Below are 24,966 nucleotides of genomic sequence, written 5' to 3'. Positions count from 1 at the left end.
GGATGCATGGCCGGCGAATCTTAGCCTATATAATTGCCGTGCAGGATTTTCACCCGCGTTCTCGAGAGGTAAGCCATGTCGTCCACCTTCGGCCCGGCGGAAGCCCAGGCCTATATCCACAAGCTGCTGACGGTCATGCACCACCAGGGCGGTTCCGACCTGTTCATCTCCAGCGATTTCCCGCCCAGCATGAAGCACCAGGGCGCCATGAAGCCCCTGAGCCAGCAGCGCCTGTCCGGCGAGGTCACGCGCGCCCTTGCTCTGTCGCTGATGAACGAGCGCCAGCGCGCCGAGTTCGAGGCCGAGATGGAATGCAATTTTGCGATCTCGCTGCCCGGCGTGTGCCGCTTCCGCGTCAACGTCTTCGTGCAGCAGCAGAGCGTGGGCATGGTGGTGCGCACCATCGCCTCCGAGATCCCGAACTTCGAGAAGCTCGACCTGCCCGAGGTGCTGAAGGACGTCGTCATGACCAAGCGCGGCCTGGTGCTGGTGGTCGGCGGTACCGGCTCCGGCAAGTCCACCACGCTGGCGGCGATGATCGACTACCGCAACAGCAACTCGGCCGGTCACATCATCACCGTGGAAGACCCGGTCGAGTACGTCCACAAGAACAAGAACTGCCTGGTCACGCACCGCGAGGTCGGCGTGGACACGCATTCCTGGCACAACGCCCTGAAGAACACCTTGCGCCAGGCGCCGGATGTGATCCTGATCGGCGAGATCCGCGACACCGAGACCATGGAGCACGCGATCGCCTTCGCCGAGACCGGCCACCTGTGCCTGGGCACCCTGCACGCGAACAATGCCAACCAGACCCTGGACCGCATCATCAACTTCTTCCCGGAAGAGCGCCGCAACCAGCTGCTGATGGACCTGTCCTCGAACCTGCGCGCGGTGGTCTCGCAGCGCCTGGTCCGTACCGAGGACGGCAAGGGCCGCAAGGCGGCGATCGAGATCCTGCTCAATACGCCGACCATCGGCGAGATGATCCTGAAGGGGAACTTCCAGAGCATCAAGGAGATCATGCACAAGTCGCGCGAGCTCGGCATGTGTACCTTCGACCAGGCCCTGTACGAGCTGTATAACAAGGGCTACATCGGCTACGACGAAGCGATCCGCAACGCCGACTCGGCCAACGGCCTGCGCCTGCAGATCAAGCTGTCGGGCGAGCGCAAGGGCCCCGGCGAAGGGGGAGCCAAAGCCACCGAGCTGTCGATGCAGATCGAGGAAGAACCGGAAGACGACGCACCCACCACCACGTAAAAAGAACCGTATGCCCGCATTCGAAAACAAGATCTGCACGCGCGCCGAACTGGCGCAGCGTATCGCCGCACTGCCCAAGCCGGTGGTGCTCACCAATGGTGTATTCGACATCCTGCACCGCGGCCACGTGACCTACCTCGCGCAGGCGCGCGCGCTGGGCGGCTCGCTGGTGGTGGCGGCGAATACCGACGCTTCCGTGAAGCGCCTCGGCAAGGGCGACGACCGCCCGCACAATACCCTGGCCGACCGCATGGCGGTGCTGGCGGCGCTGGAATCGGTGAGCCTGGTGGTGGACTTCGACGAGGATACCGCGCTCGAGGTGGTGCTCGAAGCCCGTCCGGAAATCTATGCCAAGGGCGGCGACTACGACATGACCAAGATTCCCGAAGGGCAGGCGGTGCTGGCCTATGGCGGACGCGCAGTGGCCATCGACTTCGAGCACGACCGCTCGACCACCAGGCTGGTGGCGAAGATCCGGGGCTGACACCAGGAGAACCGCATGCTGATCGCACAAGTCACCGACCTGCACCTGCATGCGGATGCCGGCCATCCGAACCTGGCGCGCCTCGAGCGCGTGCTCGATCACCTGGCCTCGCTCCAGCCGCGGCCCGAGCTGCTGGTCCTGAGCGGCGACCTGGCCGACGACGGGGCGCTGGAAAGCTACCGCCACCTGCGGAAGGCGCTGGAACGCTGGTCCGGTCCGCTGCGCCTGGCGCTCGGCAACCACGACAGCCGCGCACATTTCCGCGCCGTGTTCGGCGACAGCCATGTTACGGAGGGCTTCGTCCAGGGCTGCGGCGCGCTCGGTGGACTGCAGGTCCTGGTCCTCGACAGCCTGGAGGACGGGCGCCATGGCGGCGCGTTCTGCTCTGCGCGCGCACAGTGGCTGCGGGCGGTGCTGCAGGGCATCGGCGCTGCGCCGGTGCTGGTCTTCATGCATCACCCACCCGTCGACGTCGGCATTCCCTGGATCGATCCGGGGCCGGCGCAGGACTGGATCGCCCGCCTCGACGCCGCCCTGCAGGGTGCGAACCTGGCCGGCATCTGCAGCGGCCATGTCCACCTGGGCGGCGTGTTCCACTGGAAGGGCCGGACGGTGACGACCTGTCCCTCGTCTTCCTCGGACCTGAGCCTGGGTTTCGCGCCGATGCAGCCCGATGCGCCCGATGGACGGCCGCTGGTGGAGCAGGGCGAGCCGGCCTTCGCCCTGCACCGATGGAACGAGGATGGCCTGGCGACGATCTTCGCCCGCTGCCCGCAGCGCGTGCTCGCCACCTGGGACGTGGCGACCCGGCAGATGGTCGTGGACATGTTGCACGAAAAAATTCCTTCATGACGGGATGAGCAGGGCGCGATTCGCTGCGCCGCTTTCCTCCGTCAATCCATACTCCCCATTTCACGCCGAGCCCGGCTGTTCGTCACGCCGCAAGCCTTTACTGGACCGAGTTTACTAGTCAGACGTCTGATGAGTTGCCAGGTTGTTTTTGCGCGTCGTTATGGCGATTGGACGCGCTGCGCCGGCGGCGCAGCGCGTCGTGAATTCGGAAAGGGGGGGGTTAGGCGTGTGCTGCTGCTTCGGCAGCCCGCCGCAGGCGTTCGCGGCTGTTTGCGAGGTGATTGCGCATGGCGGCGCGCGCCGACTCCGGATCGCGCCGGCAAATGGCGTCGACGATATCCTCATGCTCGCGCATGAGCCGTTCGATGAACACGGCCGGCGCATCGCGTGACAGGCGGGCGGTCAGCAGCCGGGTGCGCGGCATGAAATGGCGTCCCAGGTGGTGCAGCGTGTCGTGCAGATAGCGGTTGTTCGAGGCATGTGCGATCGCCAGGTGCAGTGTCGTATCGGTCTCGGCGGTGTCTCCGCCTGCGCGGCAAGTCTCCATGAAATCATGCAAGGCCGCCTTTACCTGCGCCAGCTGGGGCTCGCTGGCCCGCGTCGCCGCCAGGCCGGCTGCCTCGGCCTCGAGCATGATGCGCAGCTCCAGGATTGCCAGGACGTCCTGCATGGTCTCGATCGAGTCTGGGTCGAGTCCCATTCGCTGTGGCGTGGCGCTGACCGCGAAGGTGCCCTTGCCCTGGAATGTCTCGACCATGCCCGCTGCCTGGAGATGGGATACGGCTTCCCGCACGACCGACCGGCTGACGCCCAGCGAGGCAATCAGGTCGGCCTCGGAGGGGATCTTCTCTCCCGGCTTGATGCGGCCATCTTCGATCATCCGGGAGACGTGCATGACGACGTCCTGGGCGCGCGAGGGTGGGCGTTTGAATGGGGTGCTCATCATGTTGATCTACAAAAAAATAATTGTCTGACGACTTGCGTTGTAATTACTGCTTAATTATACTTGGCTGCAAGTCGTCTGATGACTGGTGAGTTAAAACCCAATAATAACTTTGGAGACAACATGCACAACAACCGCCCTGCATTGCCGCGCAGTCTCGCCTTATCGTCCATCGCGCTTGCGGCCATGACCCTGGCCAACCAGTCGATGGCCCAGCAAAACCCCGCCACCGAGCCGGTACAGAAGGTCGAGATCACGGGTTCCACGATCAAGCGCATTGCCAGTGAGAATGCCTTACCCGTGACCAGCGTCAAGCAGGAGGACATGAAGAACAGCGCGCTGACCACGATCGCGGACGTGATGACGTCCATGCCGGTGGGCGCCACCAATGTGCCTTCATCCGCCGGAGCGGGCACCAATGTCAACATGCGCGGTATCGGCATCAACCGTACGCTGGTCGTGCTGAACGGACGGCGCCTCGCCAACGAACCCCTGTCGAATGGTTTCGTGAATGTCGACGTGATACCGATGAGCGCACTGAACCGCGTCGAGATCCTGCGCGACGGCGCTTCCTCGACCTTCGGTACCGACGCCATTGGTGGCGTGGTCAACTTCATTACCAAGCCGACCTTCGAGGGCGTGGAGCTGACCGGGCAGGTGGTGCAGCCGGAGCGCGCCGGCGGCGGACGCGAATTCCGCGTGTCGGTGCTGGGCGGGAAGGGGTCGCTGGCGCAAGATGGATGGAATATCTATGCGACCGTGGACCATCACAAGCGTACCGCGCTCGACTCCGCCGACCGCCCGGAGCTGAGCAGCCCCGAACTGCTGGCCCGCCTGGGCATTGCCCCCAAGGCGAGCAGCGGCACCTATGCGCAGCCGGCCAACGTATTCTCGCCCAGTACCAATATTACCGGCAACCCTTATTACGCCTCCGGCTGCACCGCGCCCTACTCGGTGCCGGCGCTGCGCAACACCTGCGCGCTGAGTGCGAACTATGTGCTGGCGCTGCCGGAAAATGCGCAGACCACCTTCTTCAGCAAGGGCAGCCTGCGCCATGGCGGCGACAAGCTGTTCACCGCCGAACTCCTGTATGCACAGGAGCACATCACCACCCAGAGGGCGCCGACGACGAGCGTCGGCTTCAACGGCGCCGTGATGCGGATCACGCCGGCTAGTCCCTATTATCCGGGCGGCAGCGCGGGCGTTCCCGCGATTGCGGGCCTGAACGGCTCGCCCCTCAATGTCTCGTGGAGCGTGGCCGAACTGGGCCCGGCGATCGCCAGGGACGAGCAGCGCAACCTGCGCCTGCTGCTGACCGACGAAGGCCGCGCGCTGGGCTGGGACTACCGCGCAGGCTTCACCTACGCGCGAGGCGAACGCGATTCCTATTTCGTGCAGGGCTACCTGAACGGGCCCAAGCTCAACGAAGGGGTCCTGAACGGCATTCTCAATCCTTTCGGCGCCCAGGATGCGAAGGGGCGTGACTACCTGAAGAGCATCTCGGTCGACGGCTGGCAGATTCGTCATACCACCAATCTGTATACCGGCGCCGATGCGACCTTCACGCGCGAACTCGGCCAACTGGGCGGCGGTGCGCTCACCCTGGCCACCGGTGCCGAATTCCACCACGAGAACAACCGGGACCGCTCGCTCGACCACGACATCCTGGTGCCCTACCAGAACCGCCTGCCGAGCTATGCGCAGGGCCAGCGCAACGTCGCCGCCGCCTTCGCCGAGGTCGACCTGCCGTTCACCAAGGACCTGGACGTCGGCCTGGCGGTGCGTGCCGACCGCTATTCCGATTTCGGCGGCACCGTGAATCCGAAGCTCAGCGTGCGCTGGCAGCCGGCACGGGCGCTGATGCTGCGCGGTTCGGCCAGCACCGGCTTCCGTGCGCCGACCCTGTTCGACCGCTACGGCTACCGCCTGCCCGGGGCGACGGCCATCAGCAGCGCAAGGTGGGACGATCCGAAGCTGTGCCCCGGCATCCCGGGCCGGGCCGGCACCGGCGTCGCCGTGCCCGGCGCCAACCCACTGATCGTCTGCAATGCCTTTCTGCCGATCCAGCAGGGCAGCAACCCCGAGGTGCAGCCGGAAAAGGCGCGTAACCTGACGCTGGGCACGGTGATCGAACCCATGCGCAACGCCTCGGTCACCATCGACTACTTCGACATCCAGGTTACCGACAGCATCGGCGTGCTGGCGCAAAACGCCATCTTCACGAATCCGGCCAAATACGCCGACTTGTTCGTCCGGAACGCCGACGGCTCGCTTGCCTTCGTCAGGAACACCGCGGCCAACCTGGGCGACCTGCGCACCAGCGGCATCGACCTGGGCTTGCAGTACGTGGTGCCGCGCAGTGCCTGGGGCGACTTTCGTTTCAACCTGGACGGCACGTACGTGACCCGCTTCGAGACCCAGAACGAGAAGGGCGGCGCGTGGATCTCGAACCTCGGCCGGTTCGGCTCGGTCGGTTCGGGCAACGTGAGCGCCAGCCCGACCTACACCTTCCGCTGGAAACACACGGCGCGGCTTTCCTGGAGCCGCGGCGACTGGTTCGCCCAGCTCAGCAACTTTTACAACACCGGCTACCATGACCTGAACAACGTGGCGCCCGAGTATCACCGCGACATCAAACCCTACTCGATCTGGAATTCGATGTTGACCTACAAGGGCATCCGCAACACCACCGTGGCCTTCGGCGTGAGCAACCTGTTCGATACCAATCCGCCGGTAACGAATTCGAACGCGCTGGGCTACGCAAGCAATGTGTCCAGCCCGATCGGACGCGCATACAACCTGCGTGTCACCTACGGGTTCTGAGCGCGGGCGCCCGCAGATTTTTTTGACAAGAGACCGCATATGAAAATTGAACGCGTACAGGGTACCGTATTCGAATACCTGAGCAAGCGCTGCACCGACAGCGCCGGCCATTCCCATCCGGGACCGGAGCAGCGGGCCAGGCTGGCCATGCTGACCATTACCACTGACGACGGCCACCGCGGCCATGCCTTCGGTCCGGTCGAAGTCATCCGGCCGCACATCCTGGAAGCGTTCGCGCGCAAGGTGCTGGTCGGCCAGGATCCATTCGACCGCGAGCGGCTGTGGCAGGACCTGGAGCACTGGCAGCGCGGCAGCGCCGGCCAGCTCACCGATCGTGCGCTGGCGGTGATCGAACAGGCCCTGTGGGACCTGGCCGGGCGTGCGCTGGGCCTACCCGTCTACAAGCTGCTGGGCGCCTACCGCGACAAGGTGCCGGCCTACGGCAGTACCATGTGCGGCGACCAACTGGAAGGAGGGCTTGCCACCCCGGACGACTACGCGGCCTTCGCCGAGCAGCTGGTAGGACGCGGCTACAAGGCCATCAAGCTGCACACCTGGATGCCGCCGGTTTCCTTCGCGCCCAGCGTGTCGATGGACATCAAGGCCTGCGCGGCGGTGCGCGAAGCGGTGGGCCCGGACATCGCACTGATGCTGGACGGCTACCATTGGTATAGCCGCACCGATGCCCTGACCATCGGCCGTGCGCTGGAAAAGCTGAATTTCGCCTGGTTCGAGGAAATGATGAACGAGCAGAGCATCGCCTCCTATGCGTGGCTGGCGGGGCAGCTCGACATCCCGATCGTGGGGCCGGAATCGATCTCGGGCAAGCACCACAGCCGGGCCGACTGGGCCGTCGCCGGCGCCTGCGACATCCTGCGCGCCGGCGTGCCCGGGGTCGGCGGCATCGGCCCGACAATGAAAGTCGCCGCCCTCGCCGAGGCCTTCGGCATGGATTGCGAAGTGCATGGCAACGGCGCGGCGAACCTCGCCGTCACCGCGGCGATCAAGAACTGCCGCTGGTACGAGCGCGGCCTGCTGCATCCCTTCCTCGACTACGACGAGGTGCCGGCCTATCTCAACTCGCTGCCCGACCCGATGGACGCGGACGGTTTCGTCCATCTGTCGCAGCAGCCGGGCCTGGGGGAAGACATCAACTTCGCCTATATCGAGGCCAACACCGTGGCCAGGTACTAGACCATGGCAATCGCAATGACATCGTTCCGCGCTCCGTTACGAGCGTGGCTGGCGCGCGCGGGCTTCGTCTTGCTGGCGGCGGCATCGCATGCGACGCCGGCCGCCACCCCCCGTGACCAGCTGGTCATGGGCATGAACATGAACAACCTGCTGTCGATCGACCCGGCCGGCGCCACCGGCAACGACGTGCTGGGCGTCGTCGCCAACCTCTACGACTACCTGGTCGAACTCGATCCGCACCAGCCGACCCGGCTGGTGCCGGCCCTTGCGCAGCGCTGGGAGATCGCGCCGGACCGCAACAGCATCGTCCTGACGCTGCGCGAGGGCGCGCGCTTCCAGTCGGGCAATCCGCTTGGCGCCGAGGACGCGGCCTGGTCGCTGCGCCGGGTCCTCAAGCTGAACCTGGCGATGGCTTCGCCATGGAAGAGCTACGGCTTCAGCAGGGCGAACGTGGACAGGCTGATCTATGCCAGCGACGCCCGTACGCTGCATATCGTGCTTCCCAAGCCGGGCGACCCGATGATGGTGCTGTACACGCTGGCCACCTCGGTCAGTTCGGCGATCCTCGACCGCCGCGCGGTACTGGCGCACCAGGTGAACGGCGATCTCGGCGCGCGCTGGCTGCTCAACCACGCGGCCGGATCGGGGCCGTTCGCGCTGACCGAATGGCGCGCCAAGGATGCCATGCTGCTCGATCGCTTCGATGGCTACTGGCGTGGCCGGCCCAGGTTGCGCCGGGTGGTGATGCGCCACATCGGCGAATCGCTGTCGCTGCGCTTCATGATCGAGCGGGGCGACCTCGACGTGGCGGCCGGCATGGCGGGGCCCGACATCGAGGCCCTGCGCGAGCACGCCGGCGTGACGGTGCAACCGGTCCTGCGCGGGACCTCGTACTACGTCGCGGTGAGCATGAAGGATGCGCGCTTCGCCGACCGGCGCGTACGTCTTGCGCTGCGCAAGCTGATCGACTACCAGGGCATCAACCGCGCCATCATGCCGAACTACGGCGTCAGCCACCAGCGCCCCGTGATGATCGGCCTGGCCGCGACCTTGCCCGACCCCGGCTACCGCCTGGACCTGCCGGGCGCGCGCAAACTGCTGGCCGAAGCCGGCTACGCGCAAGGATTCAGGACGACGATCCGGGTGCTGTCCGATCCGCCGCTGATCAACATCGCGACCGCCCTGCAGGCGACGCTGGCCCAGGCCGGGATCCACGCCGAGATCCTGTCCGGCACCGGCAACCAGGTGTACGGGGCCATGCGCGACCGCAGGTTCGAGATCATCGTCGGGCGCGGCGGCGGCGGCGTGGAGCCCCATCCGCATGCCAATCTGCGCGCGCTGGTCTACAACCCCGACAACAGCGACGCGGCCAGGCTGACCAACTTCCAGGGATGGCGCACCAGCTTCTTCGATCCCGAGATCAACGGCTTGATCGAACAGGCCGTCGTCGAGCGCGACCCGGCGCGGCAAACCGGGATGTACCAGCGCATCCAGCATCTCTACGACGAGAAGGTCGGCGCCATCCAGCCCCTGGCGCAGATGCTCGAGACGGTCGTGCTGAGCAAGCGCGTCCGCAATTATGTCAACCACCCGTCGGCTACTACCCACCTGCGCAATGTTTACAAAGACTAGTCCCTTGACGCCAGCCGCGGCGAGTCCCCGCCTCGTGCTCTGGCTGTCCCGCGTCGGCGCCCTGCGCGCACGCGCGCTGAGCACCGTGTTGACCTTGTTCGGCCTGCTGATCCTCACCTTCTTCATCGGGCGCGTGATGCCGGTCGATCCGGTGCTGGCCATCGTCGGCCCCGACGCCGACGCGTCGATGTACGAGCAGGTCAAGGCCCAGCTCGGCCTGGACCAGCCGCTGTGGCTGCAGTTCGGGCGCTACCTGGGTGAACTGGTCCACGGCGAACTCGGCACCTCGCTGCTGACCGGGAATCCGGTGGTGGCCGACATCGCCCGGGTGTTCCCGGCCACCCTGGAACTGGCGACGGTGGCGATCCTGATCGGCACGGCGGCCGGCGTGCCGCTTGGCGTGTTCGCCGCCACCCGGCGCGGGCGCTGGGGCGACAACGTGGTGCGGGTGATCGGGCTGACCGGGTATTCGGTGCCGGTGTTCTGGTTCGCGATGATGGGGCTGCTGGTGTTCTATGCCTGGCTGGGCTGGGCAGGCGGCTCGGGCCGGATCGACCTGGAATTCGACGGCGCGGTACGTCCGCTGACCGGCATGCTGCTGATTGACTCGGCCCTGGCGGGAAAGTGGGACGCCTTCGCCAACGCCGCCCGCCACATCCTCCTGCCGGCCTGCATCCTTGGGCTGCACACGATGGCTTATCTGAGCCGCATGACGCGCAGCTTCATGCTCGCCCAGCTGTCGCAGGAATACATTCTGACGGCCAGGGTCAAGGGCTTGCCGGAGTGGCGCGTGGTGTGGCAACACGCGTTCCGCAACATCCTGGTCCAGTTGCTGACGATCGTTGCGCTGGCCTACGGCACGCTCCTCGAGGGCGCCGTGCTGGTCGAAACGGTGTTCGCCTGGCCCGGGTTCGGCCAGTACCTGACCAATAGCCTGCTGCTGGGCGACATGAATGCGGTGATGGGCTGCGTGCTCGTGGTGGGCATCATCTTCGTGGCGCTGAACCTCGCATCGGATTTTCTCTACAACCTCTTTGATCCGCGGATGCGCTGATGAATTCCACCCTGACTCTCCCCGCGACGTCGGCGCAGGCCACGCGGTCACGCCTGCTGCGCGCGGCCCGTCACCTGTTCCACAACCCGATGACGCTGGCCGGCTCCCTGGTCGTGCTGCTGCTCGTCGCCGTGGCCGCGTGCGCGCCCCTGATCGCCCCGTTCGATCCGCAGGCACAGGATCTCGCCGCGACCCTGCAGGCGCCCGGCGGCGGCCATTGGTTCGGCACCGACGAATATGGACGCGATGTCTTCAGCCGTGTCGTCTGGGGCGCCCGTACCACGCTGTATATCGTGCTGCTCGTGACGGCGGTGGTCGGTCCCGTGGGCCTCGCCGTCGGCACCGTGTCCGGCTATTTCGGCGGCGTGGTGGATACCGTCTTCATGCGCGTCACCGACATCTTCATCTCGTTTCCCAGCCTGGTGCTGGCGCTGGCCTTCGTCGCCGCACTCGGACCGGGCCTGGAACATGCGGTCATCGCCATCGCACTCACGGCCTGGCCACCGATCGCGCGCCTGGCGCGCGCCGAAACCAGGACGCTGCGCAACGCCGACTTCGTGTCCGCCGCGCGCCTGCTGGGCGCCTCGCCGGCGCGCATCCTGCTGCGCCACATCGTACCGCTCTGTATTTCCTCCGTCGTGGTGCGCCTGACCATGAACATGGCCGGCGTCATCCTCACCGCGGCCGGCCTGGGTTTTCTCGGCCTCGGCGCCCAGGCGCCGCTGTCGGAGTGGGGAGCGATGATCTCCGCCGGGCGCCGCTACATGATGGAGTGCTGGTGGCTCGTCACCATGCCCGGCGCGGCGATCATGCTGGTCAGCCTGGCATTCAACCTGCTCGGGGATGGATTGCGCGACGTGTTCGATCCACGCAGCTGAAAGGAACAGCCATGAACGAAACCAAACTTGAGGTGCGCGACCTGCGGGTGCGCTTCGCCGGCCGCGACGGCACGGTCGATGCCGTGCGCGACGTGTCGTTCACGCTCGGCCGGGAAAAACTGGCGATCGTCGGCGAGTCCGGCTCCGGCAAGTCGACGGTCGGGCGCAGCCTGCTCAAGCTGCATCCGCCCAGCGCCCGCGTCGAGGCCAGCGTCATGCGCTTCGGCGACACCGACCTGCTGGGCGCGGACGAGCGGACGATGCGCGCCATCCGCGGGCAGCGCATGTCGATGATCATGCAGGATCCGAAATACTCGCTCAATCCCGTGATGCGGGTCGGCGACCAGGTCGCCGAAGCCTTGCGTGCGCACCGGCGCATCGCAGGGCGCGAGGCGCGAGCGCGTGTCGTCGGCATGTTCGAGGCGGTGCGCATTCGCGATCCGGAGCGCGTGTACGACAGCTTTCCGCACGAAATCTCCGGCGGCATGGGCCAGCGCGTGATGATTGCGATGATGCTGATTACCGAGCCTGAAGTCGTCATCGCCGACGAACCCACCTCGGCGCTCGACGTATCGGTCCGAATGCAGGTACTGGAAGTGCTCGATGAATTGATCACCCAGCGTGGACTGGGGCTGGTCTTCATCAGCCACGACCTGAACCTGGTCCGTGCGTTCTGCGACCGGGTCCTGGTGATGTACGCCGGCCGCGTGGTCGAGTCGATTGCCGCGTCCGAGCTCGAGCATGCCCGCCATCCCTACACCCGCGCCCTGTTGTCCGCGGTGCCCGACATGGACCGCCGGCGTGCCAGCTTGCCGGTGTTGCAGCGGGATCCGCGCTGGCTGGCCGCTTAGCCCTATTGGAGAAAAACATGATTGCAATCGAGGGACTCGAGCTGGCGTTCGGTAGCGGCGCCAAGCGCCACCAGGTGCTCCACGACGTGAGTTTTTCCGTGGGCGAAGGCGAAGCATTCGGACTGGTCGGTGAATCGGGGTCGGGCAAGACGACCGTGCTGCGCTGCCTGGCCGGTCTCTACCAGCACTGGCAGGGCGCGATCCGGATCGGCGGCAAGCAGCTGGGGCACAGGATCGACGGTGAACGTGTCCGCCGCACGCAGATGGTATTCCAGGATCCCTACGGTTCCCTGCATCCGCGCCACACCGTCGATGCGACCCTGTCGGAGCCGCTGCACATCCATGGCATCGGCGATGTCGATGGCCGGGTGACCCGTATCCTGGCCAAGGTGGGGCTGGATGCTTCCTTCCGGTGGCGCTATCCGCACCAGATGTCGGGGGGACAGCGCCAGCGGGTTGCGATCGCACGGGCCCTGATCCTCGAGCCGCGCATCCTCCTGCTGGACGAACCCACCTCGGCGCTGGACGTGTCGGTGCAAGCGGAGATCCTCAACCTGCTGGCCGAACTGCGCGCGCGCGATGGCTTGACCTACCTATTGGTCACCCATGACCTGGGGGTAGTGGTGCACCTGTGCGACCGGGTCGGGGTCATGCAACAGGGGCGGATCGTCGATATCCAGCCGCGCGATCGGCTGACCGCGGAAACCGGCCCGCATCCCTATACACGGGCGCTGGTCGCCGCCACCCGCCATTCGATCGCCCCGTCACGCATGCCCGATGGCGTAATGACCTGAAGAAGCTGGTGTCGAACGTGAGCGCCACATGATCCCCAGCAGGCCGGCGGCCAGCATGGCCCAGGTGTGCGGCTCGGGCGCCTGCGACATCATGCTCAGCCTGGTATCGCTGGTCCAGTACAGGTGGCGCTCGGTGGTCATGCCGGGATTGAACTCGTAGGCATAGTGCTGGTCGCCGGTGGTGATCAGGCGGCCGCCGCCGACCCAGCCTTCCGGATCGCTGCCGTAGCTGCCGACACTGAAATAGAGGCCGGCATCCTGCGAGAACGAGAAGCCGGTCGCGCCGCAGGTGTAATACGCATTGCTGGTGGCGGCGCAGGCGATGTAGTCGAGCTCGCCCACGACCAGGGTCAGCAACTCATCTTTTTCCAGCAAGCCGTCGCTGTCGAGGTCATTGCCCCGGAACGAGCCGGAAATGACTGCGTCGGGCAGGAAGCTGTTGGAGACGCTGTCGTAGAAACCGGTGAAGGAAAAGCCCCAGGAAATGGTGTCGCCGGGATCCGCGTGGGCGGCAGTGCAGCACAGGAGCAGGGCGCCGGTGGAAAGAAACTTTTTCATGTGAAACCTCAAGCAAAAAACAGGGGCGCCGATCAAACACTGATGTGACCAGCGTACTCCTGTTCGCCCGATACTGTCGCGCTGCCTTGTAGATTATTCCACATTGTGTCGCAGCTGCGCGACAACAAGTAACATTGCCGTCTAGAAGCTTCCTTAGCTGCCGCCGGCGTAGCCGTTCTGGCGCCAGGCCTCGTAGACGACCACCGCCACCGTGTTGGACAGGTTGAGGCTGCGGTTGTCCGGCATCATCGGCAGGCGGATGCGCTGGGCCGGCGGGAAGCTTTCGCGCAGGGTCGGGTCGAGGCCGCGCGATTCGGCGCCGAAGACGAACACGTCGCCCGGCCGGAAGCCGGCATCGGCGAAGGGCGAGGAGCCGTGCGTCGTCAGGGCGAACATGCGCGCCGGGTCCGGCCTGGCGTCCGCCAGGAAGGCTTCCCAGTTCTTGTGCACCTTCATGGTGGCGTAATCGTGGTAATCCAGCCCCGCGCGGCGCATCTTGGCGTCGTCGAGCGTGAAGCCGAGCGGCTCGATCAGGTGCAGCTGGACGCCGGTGTTGGCGCACAGGCGGATGACATTGCCGGTATTCGGCGGGATCTCTGGTTCGACCAGTACGACGTGGAACAAGCTGTTCTCCTTCTATCTTCATTCATGAGGCGGCGTGCGGGCGAACACGAGGTTCGTGACGCGCGCCGCGCCGGCACGCTTGAGCACGCCGGCTATTTCATCGAGTGTATGGCCGCTGGTCATGACGTCGTCGACCACGCCGACCTGCCGTCCCTCCAGCCCGGGCTGGCCGTCCGCGACGGCGAAGGCGCCGCGCACGTTGCGGCGCCGTTCTCCCGGCGCCACGCCCGACTGCGCGGCCGTGTCGATGCGCCGTTCGAGCAGCCGCGGCGCCAGCGGAATGCCGAGTGCGGCGGACAAGGGCCGTGCCATTTCCAGGGCCTGGTTGTAGCCGCGCTCGACCAGGCGGCGCGGCCCCAGCGGCACCGGGCACAGCAGGTCCGGCAGCCTCCCGTCGCCGCGCGCAAGCAGGGCCGCGCACAGGCGGCCCGCCATCCACGGCGCCAGCGCCAGCCGTGCGCCGAATTTCAGCTGCAGCACCAGGCCGTCGACCGGCGCGGCATAGTCGCAGGCGGTGATGGTCGTGTCGAAGGCCGGCGCATCGGCCAGGCAGGCGCCGCAGCGCCGCGCCGCGTCCTGGATGCCGACCGGATTGGCGCAGCAGGGGCAGCGGGGGTGGCTATCATGCGCGTAGGCTTGCGAGCAGGCCGGGCAGACCGGTTCCCGGCCCAGGGCGCCGCACAGCACGCAGCTGGACGGGAGCAGCGTAGGGAGCAAGTCGGCCCAGCGGGAATGCAGGAGCATCTACTCGAATCCACGGGAGCATGTACACTCCGCCATTATCTCATTTGTCCGTATCACCACCATGGCTTCACCGCAACCTTCCCGGATGAGCGCGCCGATCGACCAGGCCCGCGTCCGCTCCCTGTTCGCCCAGGCCGGCCGCGTCCAGCCCTCGGACTTCCTGCGCCGGGAGATCGCCCAGCGCATGCACGAGCGCCTCCAGCTCGTCAAAATCGTCCCGAAACAGGTGCTCGACGCCGGCTGCGGCGAAGGCAGAGACCTGGCCCTGCTGCAAAAAACCTATCCGGCTGCCCAGATTCTGGGCATGGACGCTGTCCCGGCCATGGCCGCGGCCGCCAAAGCACCGGCTCCGGCAACGCGCTCGCTGAACCAAATGCTCAGCCGTCTGCTGCCGGCCAAGGCCGGTGTGGACATCCTCTGCGGCGACTTCGGCAGCCTGCCCTTCGGGCCGAACTCGCTCGATTTGCTGTGGTCGAATCTCGCGCTGCACTGGCATCCGCAGCCGGACCGCGTGTTCGCGGAATGGCGCCGTGTGTTGCGGGTCGACGGACTTCTGATGTTCTCGTGTTTCGGTCCCGACACCTTCACCGAACTGCGCAGCGCCTTTGCCGCCATGGACGAAACGCCGCATACCTTGCCTTTCGTCGACATGCACGATTTCGGCGACCAGCTGGTGGAGGCGGGCTTTTCCACCCCGGTCATGGACATGGAGCGCATCACGGTCACCTACGACACGGCCTCGGCCTTATTGGCCGACGTGCGCGCCCTCGGCGGCAACCCGCTGGCCACGCGCCGCCGTGGCCTGATCGGGCGCGCCGCCTGGCAGCGCATGCTCGATGCCTTCGAGGCCCAGCGCCGCCCCGACGGCAAGCTCGGGCTCACGTTCGAGGTCATCTACGGCCATGCCTTCCGGCCGGCCCCGAAGACCACCGCCGCAGGGGAGGCGATCGTGCGTTTCCAGCCGCGCAAGCCTTAATAACTCGCGGCAACAACGCCGCCCGATTTTCCTTGAATAAAAATTACTGGTTTGATTATAATCAGTGGCTATTTTTGTCGTCTGGACGAGGAAAACGCTGAAAAAAGCAGCAGTCCGGCGCAAAAAGAGAATGAATTGCAGCATCAGCAGAGCCGCGGGCGCCGCCCGCGAGTAGGTTCCCACCGTATCCGCAGCGCAATTTCGCGGACTGGTATGAACCGTTCTGTGAAACATGTTTCGGAGCGGCGGCAGTTCGTTCATGGAATTGTCGACCGTTAAAAATATTCTATTTTGGGTGGTTGGGGACAACATGACATACGCAACGCGACTTGGGGCCATGCTGTTCGGCCTCGCAGCAACGGCCGGCATCCCAGCATGGGCTGCAGAACCGGAAATCACCGGCCGGCCGGTGGAACACCAGTTGAACATGCAGACCCCGGTGAACGCCGTCGGCGCCGACATCTACGACCTGCACAACTGGATGATGATCGTCTGCATCGTGATCTTCGTTGGCGTGTTCGGCGTCATGTTCTATTCGGTGTTCAAGCACCGCAAGTCGCTCGGCCACAAGCCCGCCACCTTCCACGAATCCACCGCCGTCGAGATCGCGTGGACCATCGTTCCCTTCCTGATCGTCATCGGCATGGCCCTGCCGGCCACCAAGACCGTCATCGCATTGAAGGACACGTCGAACGCCGACATCACCATCAAGGCCACCGGCATGCAGTGGAAGTGGGGCTATGACTACCTGAACGGCGAAGGCGAGGGCATTTCCTTCCTGTCGAACCTGTCCACCCCGCGCGCCCAGATCGGCCTGCCGGGCGAGGAAGCGACCGAGAACAAGGGCGAAAACTACCTGATGGAAGTGGACAACGAGATGGTTGTTCCGGTCGGCAAGAAGATCCGCATGGTGTTCACCGCCAATGACGTGATCCACGCCTGGACCATCCCGGCCTTCGCCATCAAGCAGGACGCGATCCCCGGCTTCGTGCGCGACGGCTGGTTCACGGCCGACAAGATCGGCGTCTACCGCGGCAACTGCGTCGAGCTGTGCGGCAAGGACCACGCCTTCATGCCGATCGTCGTGCGCGTGGTGTCCGCCGAGGACTACACCGCCTGGGTCGCCGGCGAGAAGAAGAAAATGGCCGCCCTGGCCGACGACCCGAACAAGGTCTGGACCATCGATGAACTGAAGACCCGCGGCGAACAGGTCTACAACGCCAACTGCGTGGCCTGCCACCAGGCCAACGGCAAGGGCGTGCCGAACGCCTTCGCCTCGCTGGACGGCTCGCAGGTGGTGCTGGGCGCCAAGGCCCACAACGTCGAGGTGCTGCTCAACGGCCAGGACACCCCGGCCTACCCGGCTGCGATGCCGGCCTGGAAGCAGCTCTCGGACACCGAGATCGCCGCCGTGATTACCTACACCCGCAATACCTGGTCGAACAAGGCTGCGGAAAACATCGTTCAACCGGCCGAAGTGCTGGCTGCACGCAGCAAGTGATTCAGCTCTAGCTTCAGGGAAATCGACATGACTACCAGCACTATCGATCACGCACACGATCACGGCCACGACCACGCGCACGACCATCCGCACGGCTTCCGCCGCTGGCTGTTCGCCACCAACCACAAGGACATCGGCACCCTGTACCTGTGGTTCTCCTTCATCATGCTGCTCTCGGGCGGCGTGCTGGCACTGATGATCCGCACCGAGCTGTACCAGCCGGGCCTGCAGTTCTTCCGTCCGGAGTTCTTCAACCAGCTGACCACCATGCACGGCCTGGTGATGGTGTTCGGCGCGATCATGCCGGCCTTCGTGGGCTTCGCCAACTGGATGATCCCGCTGCAGGTGGGCGCGTCCGACATGGCCTTCGCGCGCATGAACAACTTCTCGTTCTGGCTGCTGCCGCCGGCGGCGATCCTGCTCGCGGGTTCGTTCTTCTCGCCGGGCGGCGCCACCGCCGCCGGCTGGACCCTCTACGCACCGCTGTCGACCCAGATGGGCCCGGGCATGGACATGGCGATCTTCGCGATGCACATCATGGGCGCCTCGTCGATCATGGGTTCGATCAACATCATCGTCACCATCCTGAACATGCGCGCGCCCGGCATGACCCTGATGAAGATGCCGATGTTCTGCTGGACCTGGCTGATCACCGCCTTCCTGCTGATCGCCGTGATGCCGGTGCTGGCAGGCGCGATCACCATGACCCTGACCGACCGCCACTTCGGCACCTCGTTCTTCAACGCGGCCGGCGGCGGTGACCCGGTGATGTACCAGCACATCTTCTGGTTCTTCGGCCACCCCGAGGTCTACATCATGATCCTGCCGGCCTTCGGCATCGTCTCGCAGATCATCCCGGCCTTTGCCCGCAAGCCGCTGTTCGGCTACGCCTCGATGGTGTACGCGACCGCGTCGATCGCGATCCTGTCCTTCATCGTCTGGGCCCACCACATGTTCACCACCGGCATGCCGGTGACCTCGCAGCTGTTCTTCATGTACGCCACCATGCTCATCTCCGTGCCGACCGGCGTGAAGGTGTTCAACTGGGTCGCCACCATGTGGAAGGGCTCGATGACCTTCGAGACCCCGATGCTGTTCGCGGTCGGCTTCATCTTCGTATTCACCATGGGCGGCTTCACCGGCCTGATCCTGGCGGTGACCCCGATCGACATCATCGTCCACGACACCTATTACGTGGTGGCGCACTTCCACTACGTGCTGGTGGCGGGTTCGCTGTTCGCGCTGTTCGCCGGCTTCTACTACTGGGCGCCGAAGTGGACCGGCCACATGTATCCGGAAGGCCGCGGCAAGATGCACTTCTGGCTGTCGCTGATCACCTTTAACGTGACCTTCTTCCCGATGCACTTCCTGGGCCTGGCCGGCATGCCGCGCCGCTATGCGGACTACGCCACCCAGTTCACCGACTTCAACATGATCGTGTCGATCGGCGCCTTCGGCTTCGGTCTGTCGCAGGCCTACTTCCTGTTCGCCGTCGTGCTGCCGACCATCCGCGGCGGCAAGAAGGCGGAAGCCAAGCCATGGGAAGGCGCGGAAGGCCTGGAGTGGACCGTGCCGAGCCCGGCGCCGTTCCACACCTTCGAAACCCCGCCGCTGGTGAAGTAATCATGGCCACGCAAGAGCAAAAGAAGAGCAACCTGAAGACCGCCCTGGTGCTGGGCGGGATCGCGCTGTTCTTCTTCGCGAGCGTCTTCGCGAAATTCACGCTGCTGGGCTGAGATGAACCCGCTGAGCAGCCGCGTCAGCCAAATTCGGCGCCTGAACCGCTCCACCCTGGGAAAACTGGTGGTGGTGGCGGTGATGATGTTCGGTTTCGGTTACGCGCTGGTGCCGATGTACCGCCAGATCTGCGAAGTACTCGGCATTAACGTGCTGACGCAGAAGGGCGAGTTCGTCGAGGCGCCCGTCAATACCCAGGTCGACAAGACGCGCACCATCGTCGTCGAGCTGGACGGCAATGCGCAGGGGCCGTGGCGCTTCCGCCCGACCCAGCGCAGCATCGAAGTGCATCCGGGCGAGCTGGCCACCGTCACCTATGAGGTGGTCAATACGCAGGGCAGGGCGGTCAAGGCGCAGGCGATCCCGAGCTATGCGCCCCATAGCGTCACGCCGCACTTCAAGAAAGTCGAATGCTTCTGCTTCCAGGAGCAGACGCTGCAGGCCAACGAAGCGCGCCAGATGCCGGTGGTCTTCTTCATCGACCCGGCGCTCCCGCGCGACGTGAAGAACATCACGCTCTCGTACACCTTCTTCGAGATCGGCGGTGCGATCAGGACGGCGTCGGCGGCCGGCGCGGTGAAGTAAATGGAAGACAAGCCGCACGAGCGGAAGGCCAGCTTCCTGGCCACGATGAAGGCGGTGTTCTGGTCTTTCTTCGGCGTGCGCAAGCGTCGCGACTATGAACGGGACGCCGCCAACCTGAACCCCATCCACGTGATCATCGCGGGGCTGATCGGGGCGGCGATCTTCATCGGCCTGATCATGCTGGCAGTGCGGTTCGCGGTAGCGCAGTAACAGGTTTTAGCGACATAAGAATCACCCGAAAATTCTAAGAGTCAGATGAGGAGATGAAAATGAGTTCGCCACACACCGTGCCCTATTATTTCGTGCCGGGCCCGTCCCGCTGGCCGATGTTCGCCGGCATTTCACTGCTGGTGACCATGATCGGCGCCTCCGGCTGGGTCAACAGCGCCCCCTGGGGCCCGGCAGTGTGCCTGGCCGGCATTGCCTCCACGCTGGTGGTGCTGTACTTCTGGTTCGGCGACGCTATCCAGGAATCCGAGTCGGGCATGTACAACAAGCGCATCGACACGTCCTACCGCTGGTCGATGAGCTGGTTTATCTTCTCGGAAGTCATGTTCTTCGGCGCCTTCTTCGGCGCGCTGTTCTACGCCCGTGCGGTCACCATGCCCTGGCTGTCCGATCTCGACCACAAGTTCATCTGGCCGGACTATGCGCCGACCTGGGGCAACACCGGTCCGGCAGGCGTGGTCGACCAGTTCCAGACCATGGGCCCGTTCCCGATCCCGACCATCAACACCGCGCTGCTGCTGCTGTCGGGCGTGACCCTGACCATCTCGCACCACGCGCTGCGCGCCGGCCACCGTTCCAAGACCGCGTTCTGGCTGTTCGCCACCATCCTGCTGGGCGCGATCTTCATGGGCTTCCAGGTGTACGAGTACATGCACGCCTATTCGGAACTGAACCTGAAGCTGACCTCGGGCATCTACGGCTCGACCTTCTTCATGCTGACCGGCTTCCACGGCTTCCACGTGACCATGGGCGCGATCATGCTGTCGGTGATCCTGTACCGTGTGCTCAAGGGCCACTTCACGGCGGACAACCACTTCGGCTTCGAAGGCGCGGCCTGGTACTGGCACTTCGTCGACGTCGTGTGGCTGGGGCTGTACGTCGTGGTGTACTGGCTGTAAGCTGAGCGTCGAAGTAACACGTAGCGTGGGCGGCTTTGCCGCCCACGCTACTTTTATCCAGTGGATGCTCAGGTCAGCGAATACCGGTCGGGGCAATCCACCCCATCTTGTAGGCGCCGAGCAGGCAGAGGAAGAGCGTGATGGACAGGCCGACCCGCATCGCCAGCGCATGCACCGTCCGGTTGCTCTGCCCTTTGTCGCGCATCAGGAAGAAAAGGGCCGACGCGAGGCTGGCAAGGATTAGGATGAAGGCAATCGCAACGAACAGTTTCATGGTCGGCCTGATCAAGGTTGAGGCATCATTGTAATGCGCTTCCCCTTCCATTTTCGTCTCATTCCCTTCATCGCCACGTTTCTCATCGCCTTGCTGGGTATTGCCTTGGGTAACTGGCAGCAGGGCAGGGCTGCGCAGAAGCTGGCCGTGCAGGAGAAGCTTGCCGCCCGTGCCAGCCAGGCTCCGGTGGCGCTGCGCGTCGCCATCGCCAGCGCCACCCCACCCCTCGCCGACCCGCTCGAATACCGCCGCGTGCGCGTTACCGGGGAGTTCGTCGCCGGCTGGCCCTTGTTTCTCGCCAACCGTCCAATGGCCGGACGGCCTGGCTACTACCTCGTGATGCCGTTTAAAATCGCGGACTCGACCATGCATGTGCTGGTGATGCGCGGCTGGTTGCCGCGCGAAGCGGAATACGGCAAGCTGCCGGCTTTCGACACGCCCACGGGCACCGTCACCATCGAGGGCGTCGTCGTGGGCTCCGCCGGGCAGGTCATGAACCTGGGCGAGGCCACGCCACTGGCTCCGGGAGCCATCGTCCAGAACATCGACCCGGCTTTGGCGGCCGGCCCCACCGGCATGCTGTTGCATACCTTCTTCGTGCAGCAGACCGGGCCGGACCAGCCGGGCGACGCCCTGTTGCGCGTCTGGCCCTCGCCCTCGAGCGGCATCGACAAGCACCGCGGCTACGCCTTCCAGTGGTATGCGCTGGCGGCCATGGCCGTCCTCTTCTTTGTGATAACAGGATTCCGCAGTGGATCAAGACAACGTGATGCAAGAAAACCTGAAGCAGAAACAAGTGATGCAGGTAAGTGAGTCCCCCAAGGCGAGCGAGCAGAAGCGCAACCGCGGGCGCTGGAAACTGTTCGCCGTGCTGCTGGTCTGCGCGGCGCCGATGATCCTGTCCTACCTGACCTATTACGTCATCAAGCCGACCGGCCGCACCAACTACGGCACCCTGATCGACCCGCGCGAGCGCCCGATCCCGGCCATGGCCAGCACCACGCTCGACGGCCGTCCGGAAACGCTGGAACAGTACAAGGGCAAATGGATCATGCTGAAGGTCGGCGGCGGCGAATGCGCGGAAGCCTGCCAGAAGCAGCTGTTCGCGATGCGCCAATGGCGCCTGATGCAGGGCAAGAACATGAACCGCGTCGAACGCGTCTGGCTCGTCCTTGATGCCCAGCCGCTCGACACGATGACGATTCGCCAGTACGACGGCATGCACCTGCTGCGCGCGCCGAAAGAAGTGGTGTCGCAATGGCTGCCGGCCGAGAAGGGGACGCAGCCAGCCGACCACATCTACCTGATCGACCCGCTCGGCAACCTGATGATGCGCTTCCCGGCCGACCCGGATCCGCGCAAGGTGTACAAGGACATCGCCAAGCTGCTCAAGGCGTCGGCAGTCGGCTGACGCTCAATTCAAGGCCGCATCGGCCAGACATCTACAACATGCAAGCTTCATCTCTGTTACAACTGGCCCTGATGGGCCTGCTGGTGGCCCTCCTGCCGCTGTCGATGGTATGGATGTCCTCAGACGCCAACAAGTTCCGCAAGCTGGTCTGGGTCGCCGTATTCCTGACCTTCGACCTGATCGTGTTCGGCGCCTTCACGCGCCTGACCGACTCCGGCCTCGGCTGCCCGGACTGGCCGGGCTGCTACGGCATGGCCAACCCCTTCCTCGCGCACGAACAGATCGCGGCGGCCGAGGCGGCGATGCCGACCGGGCCGGTCACCGTGGCCAAGGCCTGGATCGAGATGATCCACCGTTACCTGGCGATGGGCATCGGTGTGATCATCATGGCCCTGCTCATCACCGCCACCGTGCAATGGCGCAAGACCAGGGTACAGGCCTTCAAACCGGGCATCCCGCTGGCGCTGTTCGTGTTCGTCTGCATCCAGGGTGCCTTCGGGGCCTGGACCGTCACCCTCAAGCTGCAGCCGGCGATCGTGACGATCCACCTGCTGCTCGGCATGGGACTGCTGGCGCTGCTGGCCTGGCTCGGCGGGCGCGAGGACTTCCTGATGCATCCTCCCGGCCCGGCAGGCGAGGGTGCCGCACTGCGCGGCATCCGCACGCTGGCCATCCTGGCAGCCGTGGTCGTGACGCTGCAGATCGCGCTGGGCGGCTGGGTGAGCACCAACTACGCCACCCTGGCCTGCGATGAATTCCCGCTGTGCGACGGCCGGGTGGTGCCGGAGATGGACTTCGAGCACGGCTTCCACCTGTGGCGCGAACTGGGCAAGACCGCGGCCGGCCACTACCTGCCGTTCCCGGCGCTGGTGGCGATCCACTGGGTGCACCGCAACTTCGCCATCGTTGTCGTCGCCGTGCTCGGCCTGCTGGCATGGCGCGCATGGCGCCATCCTTACCTGGCGAAGCACGCGCGCCGGCTGGCCCTCCTGCTGTTTGTACAGCTGCTGACTGGCATCGCCACCATCTACCTCGACTTCCCGCTTGCCATTGCCGTAATGCATAACGCGGGGGCGGCCCTGATGGTCCTGCTGGTGACCATGTTAAACTACCGGGTGAAGCAGCAACTTGAAGTGAACCGCGCAGCATGAATTGATGACGACCCAGACAGCCCTCCACAAACCCCCGAGCCGCGTTGCCCAGTACTGGGCCCTGACCAAACCACGGGTTACGCAGCTGGCCGTGTTCTGCGCGGTGATCGGGATGTTCCTTGCCACCGACGGTTTCCCGGGCTGGCAAGTGCTGGTCGCCGGCACCGCCGGCATCTGGCTGCTGGCTGGCGCCGCCTTCGCGGTGAACTGCCTGGTGGAGGCCGAGATCGACGCGCGCATGGCGCGCACGGCGCGCCGCGCCACCGCGATGGGCGAGCTCACCAGCACCCAGACGATCATCTTCTCGGCGGTCATCGGCGGCCTCGGCATGTATGTCCTGTACGCCTTCGTCAATCCGCTCACCATGTGGCTGACCTTCGTCACCTTCGTCGGTTACGCCTTCATCTACACCATGCTGCTCAAGCCGGCCACGCCGCAGAACATCGTCATCGGCGGCCTGTCGGGCGCCATGCCGCCGGCCCTGGGCTGGGCGGCGGTTGCCAACGACGTGCCGATGGAAGCCTGGCTGCTGGTGCTCATCATCTTCGTCTGGACCCCGCCGCACTTCTGGGTGCTGGCCATGTACCGCCGCGAGGACTACGCCCGCTCCGGCCTGCCGATGCTGCCGATCACCCACGGCATGCAATACACCGGCCTGCAGGTGTGGCTCTACACCATCGCACTGGCTGCGACCACCTTGCTGCCTTTCGCCGTCGGCATGAGCGGCCTGATCTACCTGGCGGCGGCCGTCGTGCTCAATGGGATGTTCCTGCACCACTCGTGGCGCGTGCACAAGCACTACAGCGACATGGCCGCCCGCAATGCCTTCACCTGGTCGATCATCTACCTGTCGCTGCTGTTTGCCGCACTGCTGGTCGACCATTACTTCAAGTTCTGAGCCATGAAAAAACTGCTGACTGCGCTGATGCTGACCGCGGCGGTGCTGGCCGCCGGCTGTGACAAGCTCTCGACCAAAACGCCGGCCTTCAACAACACCGACGTGACCGGTCTCGATTACGCCAAGGGCTTCTCGCTGACCGACCATACCGGCAAGCCGCGCACGCTGCAGGACTTCAAGGGCAAGCTGGTGGTACTGTTCTTCGGCTATACCCAGTGCCCGGACGTGTGCCCCACCACGATGGCCGAGATGGCCGCCGTGCTGAAGGAACTCGGCCCGTCGGCCAAGGACGTGCAGGTGCTGTTCGTCACCCTCGACCCGGAGCGCGATACCCGGGAACTGCTGGCCGCCTACGTGCCGGCCTTCCACCCGAGCTTTATCGGCCTGTACGGCGACAAGGAAGCCACCGCGCGCACGGCCAAGGAATTCAAGGTGTTCTACGCCAAGACGCCATCCGGCGACGACCCGAAGAACTACACCGTCGACCATACGGCCGGCAGCTACGTGTTCGACCGTGAAGGCAAGCTGCGCCTGTTCGTACGCCACAATGCCGGGCCGGGACCGATCGCGGCCGACCTGCGCCAGTTGCTCTAAGCTTCTCTTCATCGCTGT

Annotated in this window: 27 protein-coding genes; 22 read left to right on the top strand and 5 right to left on the bottom strand. The window is 65.1% G+C overall.

Annotated elements, in window-relative coordinates; translation table 11 throughout:
• The first annotated feature begins 75 nt into the window (after window positions 1–75).
• The 3 genes from AC56LK_RS07025 to AC56LK_RS07015 are packed head-to-tail and all read left to right on the top strand — an operon-like array spanning window position 76 to window position 2,599.
• On the top strand, window positions 76–1,263 hold the full coding sequence (locus tag AC56LK_RS07025) for a PilT/PilU family type 4a pilus ATPase (RefSeq protein ID WP_497183842.1): 1,188 nt from the start codon (window positions 76–78) through the stop codon (window positions 1,261–1,263).
• A 10-nt stretch (window positions 1,264–1,273) separates the two neighbouring features.
• Window positions 1,274–1,747, top strand: a complete 474-nt coding sequence (locus AC56LK_RS07020; protein WP_497183841.1) for an adenylyltransferase/cytidyltransferase family protein — start codon at window positions 1,274–1,276, stop codon at window positions 1,745–1,747.
• Window positions 1,748–1,762: 15 nt separating this feature from the next.
• Complete coding sequence (locus AC56LK_RS07015) at window positions 1,763–2,599, top strand: metallophosphoesterase (RefSeq protein ID WP_497183840.1); 837 nt, start codon at window positions 1,763–1,765, stop codon at window positions 2,597–2,599.
• A 220-nt stretch (window positions 2,600–2,819) separates the two neighbouring features.
• Here AC56LK_RS07015 and AC56LK_RS07010 read toward each other — a convergent pair whose 3' ends face one another.
• On the bottom strand, window positions 2,820–3,545 hold the full coding sequence (locus AC56LK_RS07010) for a FadR/GntR family transcriptional regulator (RefSeq protein WP_497183839.1): 726 nt from the start codon (window positions 3,543–3,545) through the stop codon (window positions 2,820–2,822).
• Window positions 3,546–3,665: 120 nt separating this feature from the next.
• Between AC56LK_RS07010 and AC56LK_RS07005 the strand changes: the two genes are divergently transcribed.
• From AC56LK_RS07005 to AC56LK_RS06975, 7 genes are read left to right on the top strand one after another with little or no spacing between them, the layout of a single operon-like run.
• Window positions 3,666–6,365: a TonB-dependent receptor gene (locus tag AC56LK_RS07005; RefSeq protein WP_497183838.1), complete on the top strand. Its 2,700-nt coding sequence runs from the start codon at window positions 3,666–3,668 to the stop codon at window positions 6,363–6,365.
• Window positions 6,366–6,404: 39 nt separating this feature from the next.
• The gene (locus AC56LK_RS07000) at window positions 6,405–7,559 is read left to right on the top strand and encodes a mandelate racemase family protein (protein ID WP_497183837.1); all 1,155 of its coding nucleotides are present in this window, start codon (window positions 6,405–6,407) and stop codon (window positions 7,557–7,559) included.
• A gap of 15 nt (window positions 7,560–7,574) precedes the next feature.
• Window positions 7,575–9,191: an ABC transporter substrate-binding protein gene (locus AC56LK_RS06995; RefSeq protein WP_497183836.1), complete on the top strand. Its 1,617-nt coding sequence runs from the start codon at window positions 7,575–7,577 to the stop codon at window positions 9,189–9,191.
• On the top strand, window positions 9,175–10,245 hold the full coding sequence (locus tag AC56LK_RS06990; RefSeq protein WP_497183835.1) for an ABC transporter permease: 1,071 nt from the start codon (window positions 9,175–9,177) through the stop codon (window positions 10,243–10,245). Before AC56LK_RS06995 ends, AC56LK_RS06990 begins: the two co-directional genes overlap by 17 nt.
• On the top strand, window positions 10,245–11,123 hold the full coding sequence (locus AC56LK_RS06985) for an ABC transporter permease (RefSeq protein WP_497183834.1): 879 nt from the start codon (window positions 10,245–10,247) through the stop codon (window positions 11,121–11,123). The genes AC56LK_RS06990 and AC56LK_RS06985 overlap by 1 nt, the downstream gene beginning before the upstream one ends.
• An 11-nt stretch (window positions 11,124–11,134) precedes the next feature.
• A complete protein-coding gene (locus tag AC56LK_RS06980) occupies window positions 11,135–11,974 on the top strand; it encodes an ABC transporter ATP-binding protein (protein ID WP_497183833.1) in 840 nt (279 codons plus the stop codon).
• Window positions 11,975–11,991: 17 nt separating this feature from the next.
• A complete protein-coding gene (locus tag AC56LK_RS06975) occupies window positions 11,992–12,768 on the top strand; it encodes an ABC transporter ATP-binding protein (RefSeq protein WP_497183832.1) in 777 nt (258 codons plus the stop codon).
• Here the strand turns inward: AC56LK_RS06975 and AC56LK_RS06970 are convergent.
• The 3 genes from AC56LK_RS06970 to AC56LK_RS06960 all read right to left on the bottom strand — a co-directional run bounded on the left by AC56LK_RS06970 (window position 12,739) and on the right by AC56LK_RS06960 (window position 14,694).
• Entirely contained in the window at window positions 12,739–13,326 is a 588-nt protein-coding gene (locus AC56LK_RS06970) for a PEP-CTERM sorting domain-containing protein (RefSeq protein ID WP_497183831.1), read from the bottom strand. The genes AC56LK_RS06975 and AC56LK_RS06970 overlap by 30 nt on opposite strands.
• Before the next feature lie 153 nt (window positions 13,327–13,479).
• A complete protein-coding gene (trmL, locus tag AC56LK_RS06965) occupies window positions 13,480–13,950 on the bottom strand; it encodes a tRNA (uridine(34)/cytosine(34)/5-carboxymethylaminomethyluridine(34)-2'-O)-methyltransferase TrmL (RefSeq protein ID WP_497183830.1) in 471 nt (156 codons plus the stop codon).
• Between the two features lie 18 nt (window positions 13,951–13,968).
• Window positions 13,969–14,694, bottom strand: coding sequence for a double zinc ribbon domain-containing protein (locus tag AC56LK_RS06960; protein WP_497183829.1), 726 nt, complete (start codon window positions 14,692–14,694; stop codon window positions 13,969–13,971).
• Between the two features lie 85 nt (window positions 14,695–14,779).
• Here AC56LK_RS06960 and AC56LK_RS06955 point away from each other — a divergent pair, with 85 nt between their 5' ends.
• From AC56LK_RS06955 to AC56LK_RS06925, 7 genes are all read left to right on the top strand, one after another.
• Window positions 14,780–15,670 (top strand): methyltransferase domain-containing protein, encoded by an 891-nt coding sequence (locus AC56LK_RS06955; protein ID WP_497183828.1) that lies wholly within the window; start codon window positions 14,780–14,782, stop codon window positions 15,668–15,670.
• A gap of 310 nt (window positions 15,671–15,980) precedes the next feature.
• Window positions 15,981–17,171, top strand: coding sequence for a cytochrome c oxidase subunit II (gene coxB / locus AC56LK_RS06950; RefSeq protein WP_497183827.1), 1,191 nt, complete (start codon window positions 15,981–15,983; stop codon window positions 17,169–17,171).
• A gap of 27 nt (window positions 17,172–17,198) precedes the next feature.
• On the top strand, window positions 17,199–18,794 hold the full coding sequence (ctaD, locus tag AC56LK_RS06945; RefSeq protein ID WP_497183826.1) for a cytochrome c oxidase subunit I: 1,596 nt from the start codon (window positions 17,199–17,201) through the stop codon (window positions 18,792–18,794).
• A 2-nt stretch (window positions 18,795–18,796) separates the two neighbouring features.
• Window positions 18,797–18,907 (top strand): cytochrome oxidase small assembly protein, encoded by a 111-nt coding sequence (locus tag AC56LK_RS06940; RefSeq protein ID WP_497183825.1) that lies wholly within the window; start codon window positions 18,797–18,799, stop codon window positions 18,905–18,907.
• 1 nt (window position 18,908) lies between these two features.
• The gene (locus tag AC56LK_RS06935; protein ID WP_497183824.1) at window positions 18,909–19,493 is read left to right on the top strand and encodes a cytochrome c oxidase assembly protein; all 585 of its coding nucleotides are present in this window, start codon (window positions 18,909–18,911) and stop codon (window positions 19,491–19,493) included.
• The gene (locus tag AC56LK_RS06930; protein WP_497183823.1) at window positions 19,494–19,703 is read left to right on the top strand and encodes a DUF2970 domain-containing protein; all 210 of its coding nucleotides are present in this window, start codon (window positions 19,494–19,496) and stop codon (window positions 19,701–19,703) included.
• Between the two features lie 59 nt (window positions 19,704–19,762).
• Complete coding sequence (locus tag AC56LK_RS06925) at window positions 19,763–20,620, top strand: cytochrome c oxidase subunit 3 (protein WP_497183822.1); 858 nt, start codon at window positions 19,763–19,765, stop codon at window positions 20,618–20,620.
• 73 nt (window positions 20,621–20,693) lie between these two features.
• Here AC56LK_RS06925 and AC56LK_RS06920 read toward each other — a convergent pair whose 3' ends face one another.
• Window positions 20,694–20,894 carry a twin transmembrane helix small protein gene (locus AC56LK_RS06920; RefSeq protein WP_497175810.1) on the bottom strand — a complete coding sequence of 67 codons (201 nt, stop codon included), beginning with the start codon at window positions 20,892–20,894 and terminating at the stop codon, window positions 20,694–20,696.
• Between the two features lie 33 nt (window positions 20,895–20,927).
• On the opposite strand from AC56LK_RS06920, the gene AC56LK_RS06915 reads away from it, so the two are divergent.
• The 5 genes from AC56LK_RS06915 to AC56LK_RS06895 are packed head-to-tail and all read left to right on the top strand — an operon-like array spanning window position 20,928 to window position 24,948.
• A complete protein-coding gene (locus AC56LK_RS06915; protein WP_497183821.1) occupies window positions 20,928–21,707 on the top strand; it encodes an SURF1 family protein in 780 nt (259 codons plus the stop codon).
• Complete coding sequence (locus AC56LK_RS06910; protein ID WP_497183820.1) at window positions 21,694–22,305, top strand: SCO family protein; 612 nt, start codon at window positions 21,694–21,696, stop codon at window positions 22,303–22,305. The genes AC56LK_RS06915 and AC56LK_RS06910 overlap by 14 nt, the downstream gene beginning before the upstream one ends.
• 38 nt (window positions 22,306–22,343) lie before the next feature.
• Window positions 22,344–23,456 carry a COX15/CtaA family protein gene (locus AC56LK_RS06905; protein WP_497183819.1) on the top strand — a complete coding sequence of 371 codons (1,113 nt, stop codon included), beginning with the start codon at window positions 22,344–22,346 and terminating at the stop codon, window positions 23,454–23,456.
• 4 nt (window positions 23,457–23,460) lie between these two features.
• On the top strand, window positions 23,461–24,354 hold the full coding sequence (cyoE, locus tag AC56LK_RS06900; protein WP_497183818.1) for a heme o synthase: 894 nt from the start codon (window positions 23,461–23,463) through the stop codon (window positions 24,352–24,354).
• A 3-nt stretch (window positions 24,355–24,357) separates the two neighbouring features.
• Entirely contained in the window at window positions 24,358–24,948 is a 591-nt protein-coding gene (locus AC56LK_RS06895; protein ID WP_497183817.1) for an SCO family protein, read from the top strand.
• Window positions 24,949–24,966: the final 18 nt, after the last annotated feature.

It is taken from the genome of Telluria sp. ZB4P36 (assembly GCF_059685865.1).
Note: the sequence above shows the minus strand (reverse complement) of the source record. Positions and strands in the feature narration are given on the sequence as shown.

Excerpts from the sequence above, each read along its gene's own strand:
- AC56LK_RS07025 (WP_497183842.1), top strand. The coding sequence starts at position 76 with ATGTCGTCCACCTTCGGCCCGGCGGAAGCCCAGGCCTATATCCACAAG.
- AC56LK_RS07020 (WP_497183841.1), top strand. The coding sequence starts at position 1,274 with ATGCCCGCATTCGAAAACAAGATCTGCACGCGCGCCGAACTGGCGCAG.
- AC56LK_RS07015 (WP_497183840.1), top strand. The coding sequence starts at position 1,763 with ATGCTGATCGCACAAGTCACCGACCTGCACCTGCATGCGGATGCCGGC.
- AC56LK_RS07010 (WP_497183839.1), bottom strand. The coding sequence starts at position 3,545 with ATGATGAGCACCCCATTCAAACGCCCACCCTCGCGCGCCCAGGACGTC.
- AC56LK_RS07005 (WP_497183838.1), top strand. The coding sequence starts at position 3,666 with ATGCACAACAACCGCCCTGCATTGCCGCGCAGTCTCGCCTTATCGTCC.
- AC56LK_RS07000 (WP_497183837.1), top strand. The coding sequence starts at position 6,405 with ATGAAAATTGAACGCGTACAGGGTACCGTATTCGAATACCTGAGCAAG.
- AC56LK_RS06995 (WP_497183836.1), top strand. The coding sequence starts at position 7,575 with ATGACATCGTTCCGCGCTCCGTTACGAGCGTGGCTGGCGCGCGCGGGC.
- AC56LK_RS06990 (WP_497183835.1), top strand. The coding sequence starts at position 9,175 with ATGTTTACAAAGACTAGTCCCTTGACGCCAGCCGCGGCGAGTCCCCGC.
- AC56LK_RS06985 (WP_497183834.1), top strand. The coding sequence starts at position 10,245 with ATGAATTCCACCCTGACTCTCCCCGCGACGTCGGCGCAGGCCACGCGG.
- AC56LK_RS06980 (WP_497183833.1), top strand. The coding sequence starts at position 11,135 with ATGAACGAAACCAAACTTGAGGTGCGCGACCTGCGGGTGCGCTTCGCC.
- AC56LK_RS06975 (WP_497183832.1), top strand. The coding sequence starts at position 11,992 with ATGATTGCAATCGAGGGACTCGAGCTGGCGTTCGGTAGCGGCGCCAAG.
- AC56LK_RS06970 (WP_497183831.1), bottom strand. The coding sequence starts at position 13,326 with ATGAAAAAGTTTCTTTCCACCGGCGCCCTGCTCCTGTGCTGCACTGCC.
- AC56LK_RS06960 (WP_497183829.1), bottom strand. The coding sequence starts at position 14,694 with ATGCTCCTGCATTCCCGCTGGGCCGACTTGCTCCCTACGCTGCTCCCG.
- AC56LK_RS06955 (WP_497183828.1), top strand. The coding sequence starts at position 14,780 with ATGAGCGCGCCGATCGACCAGGCCCGCGTCCGCTCCCTGTTCGCCCAG.
- coxB (WP_497183827.1), top strand. The coding sequence starts at position 15,981 with ATGACATACGCAACGCGACTTGGGGCCATGCTGTTCGGCCTCGCAGCA.
- ctaD (WP_497183826.1), top strand. The coding sequence starts at position 17,199 with ATGACTACCAGCACTATCGATCACGCACACGATCACGGCCACGACCAC.
- AC56LK_RS06940 (WP_497183825.1), top strand. The coding sequence starts at position 18,797 with ATGGCCACGCAAGAGCAAAAGAAGAGCAACCTGAAGACCGCCCTGGTG.
- AC56LK_RS06935 (WP_497183824.1), top strand. The coding sequence starts at position 18,909 with ATGAACCCGCTGAGCAGCCGCGTCAGCCAAATTCGGCGCCTGAACCGC.
- AC56LK_RS06930 (WP_497183823.1), top strand. The coding sequence starts at position 19,494 with ATGGAAGACAAGCCGCACGAGCGGAAGGCCAGCTTCCTGGCCACGATG.
- AC56LK_RS06925 (WP_497183822.1), top strand. The coding sequence starts at position 19,763 with ATGAGTTCGCCACACACCGTGCCCTATTATTTCGTGCCGGGCCCGTCC.
- AC56LK_RS06920 (WP_497175810.1), bottom strand. The coding sequence starts at position 20,894 with ATGAAACTGTTCGTTGCGATTGCCTTCATCCTAATCCTTGCCAGCCTC.
- AC56LK_RS06915 (WP_497183821.1), top strand. The coding sequence starts at position 20,928 with ATGCGCTTCCCCTTCCATTTTCGTCTCATTCCCTTCATCGCCACGTTT.
- AC56LK_RS06910 (WP_497183820.1), top strand. The coding sequence starts at position 21,694 with ATGCAGGTAAGTGAGTCCCCCAAGGCGAGCGAGCAGAAGCGCAACCGC.
- AC56LK_RS06905 (WP_497183819.1), top strand. The coding sequence starts at position 22,344 with ATGCAAGCTTCATCTCTGTTACAACTGGCCCTGATGGGCCTGCTGGTG.
- cyoE (WP_497183818.1), top strand. The coding sequence starts at position 23,461 with ATGACGACCCAGACAGCCCTCCACAAACCCCCGAGCCGCGTTGCCCAG.
- AC56LK_RS06895 (WP_497183817.1), top strand. The coding sequence starts at position 24,358 with ATGAAAAAACTGCTGACTGCGCTGATGCTGACCGCGGCGGTGCTGGCC.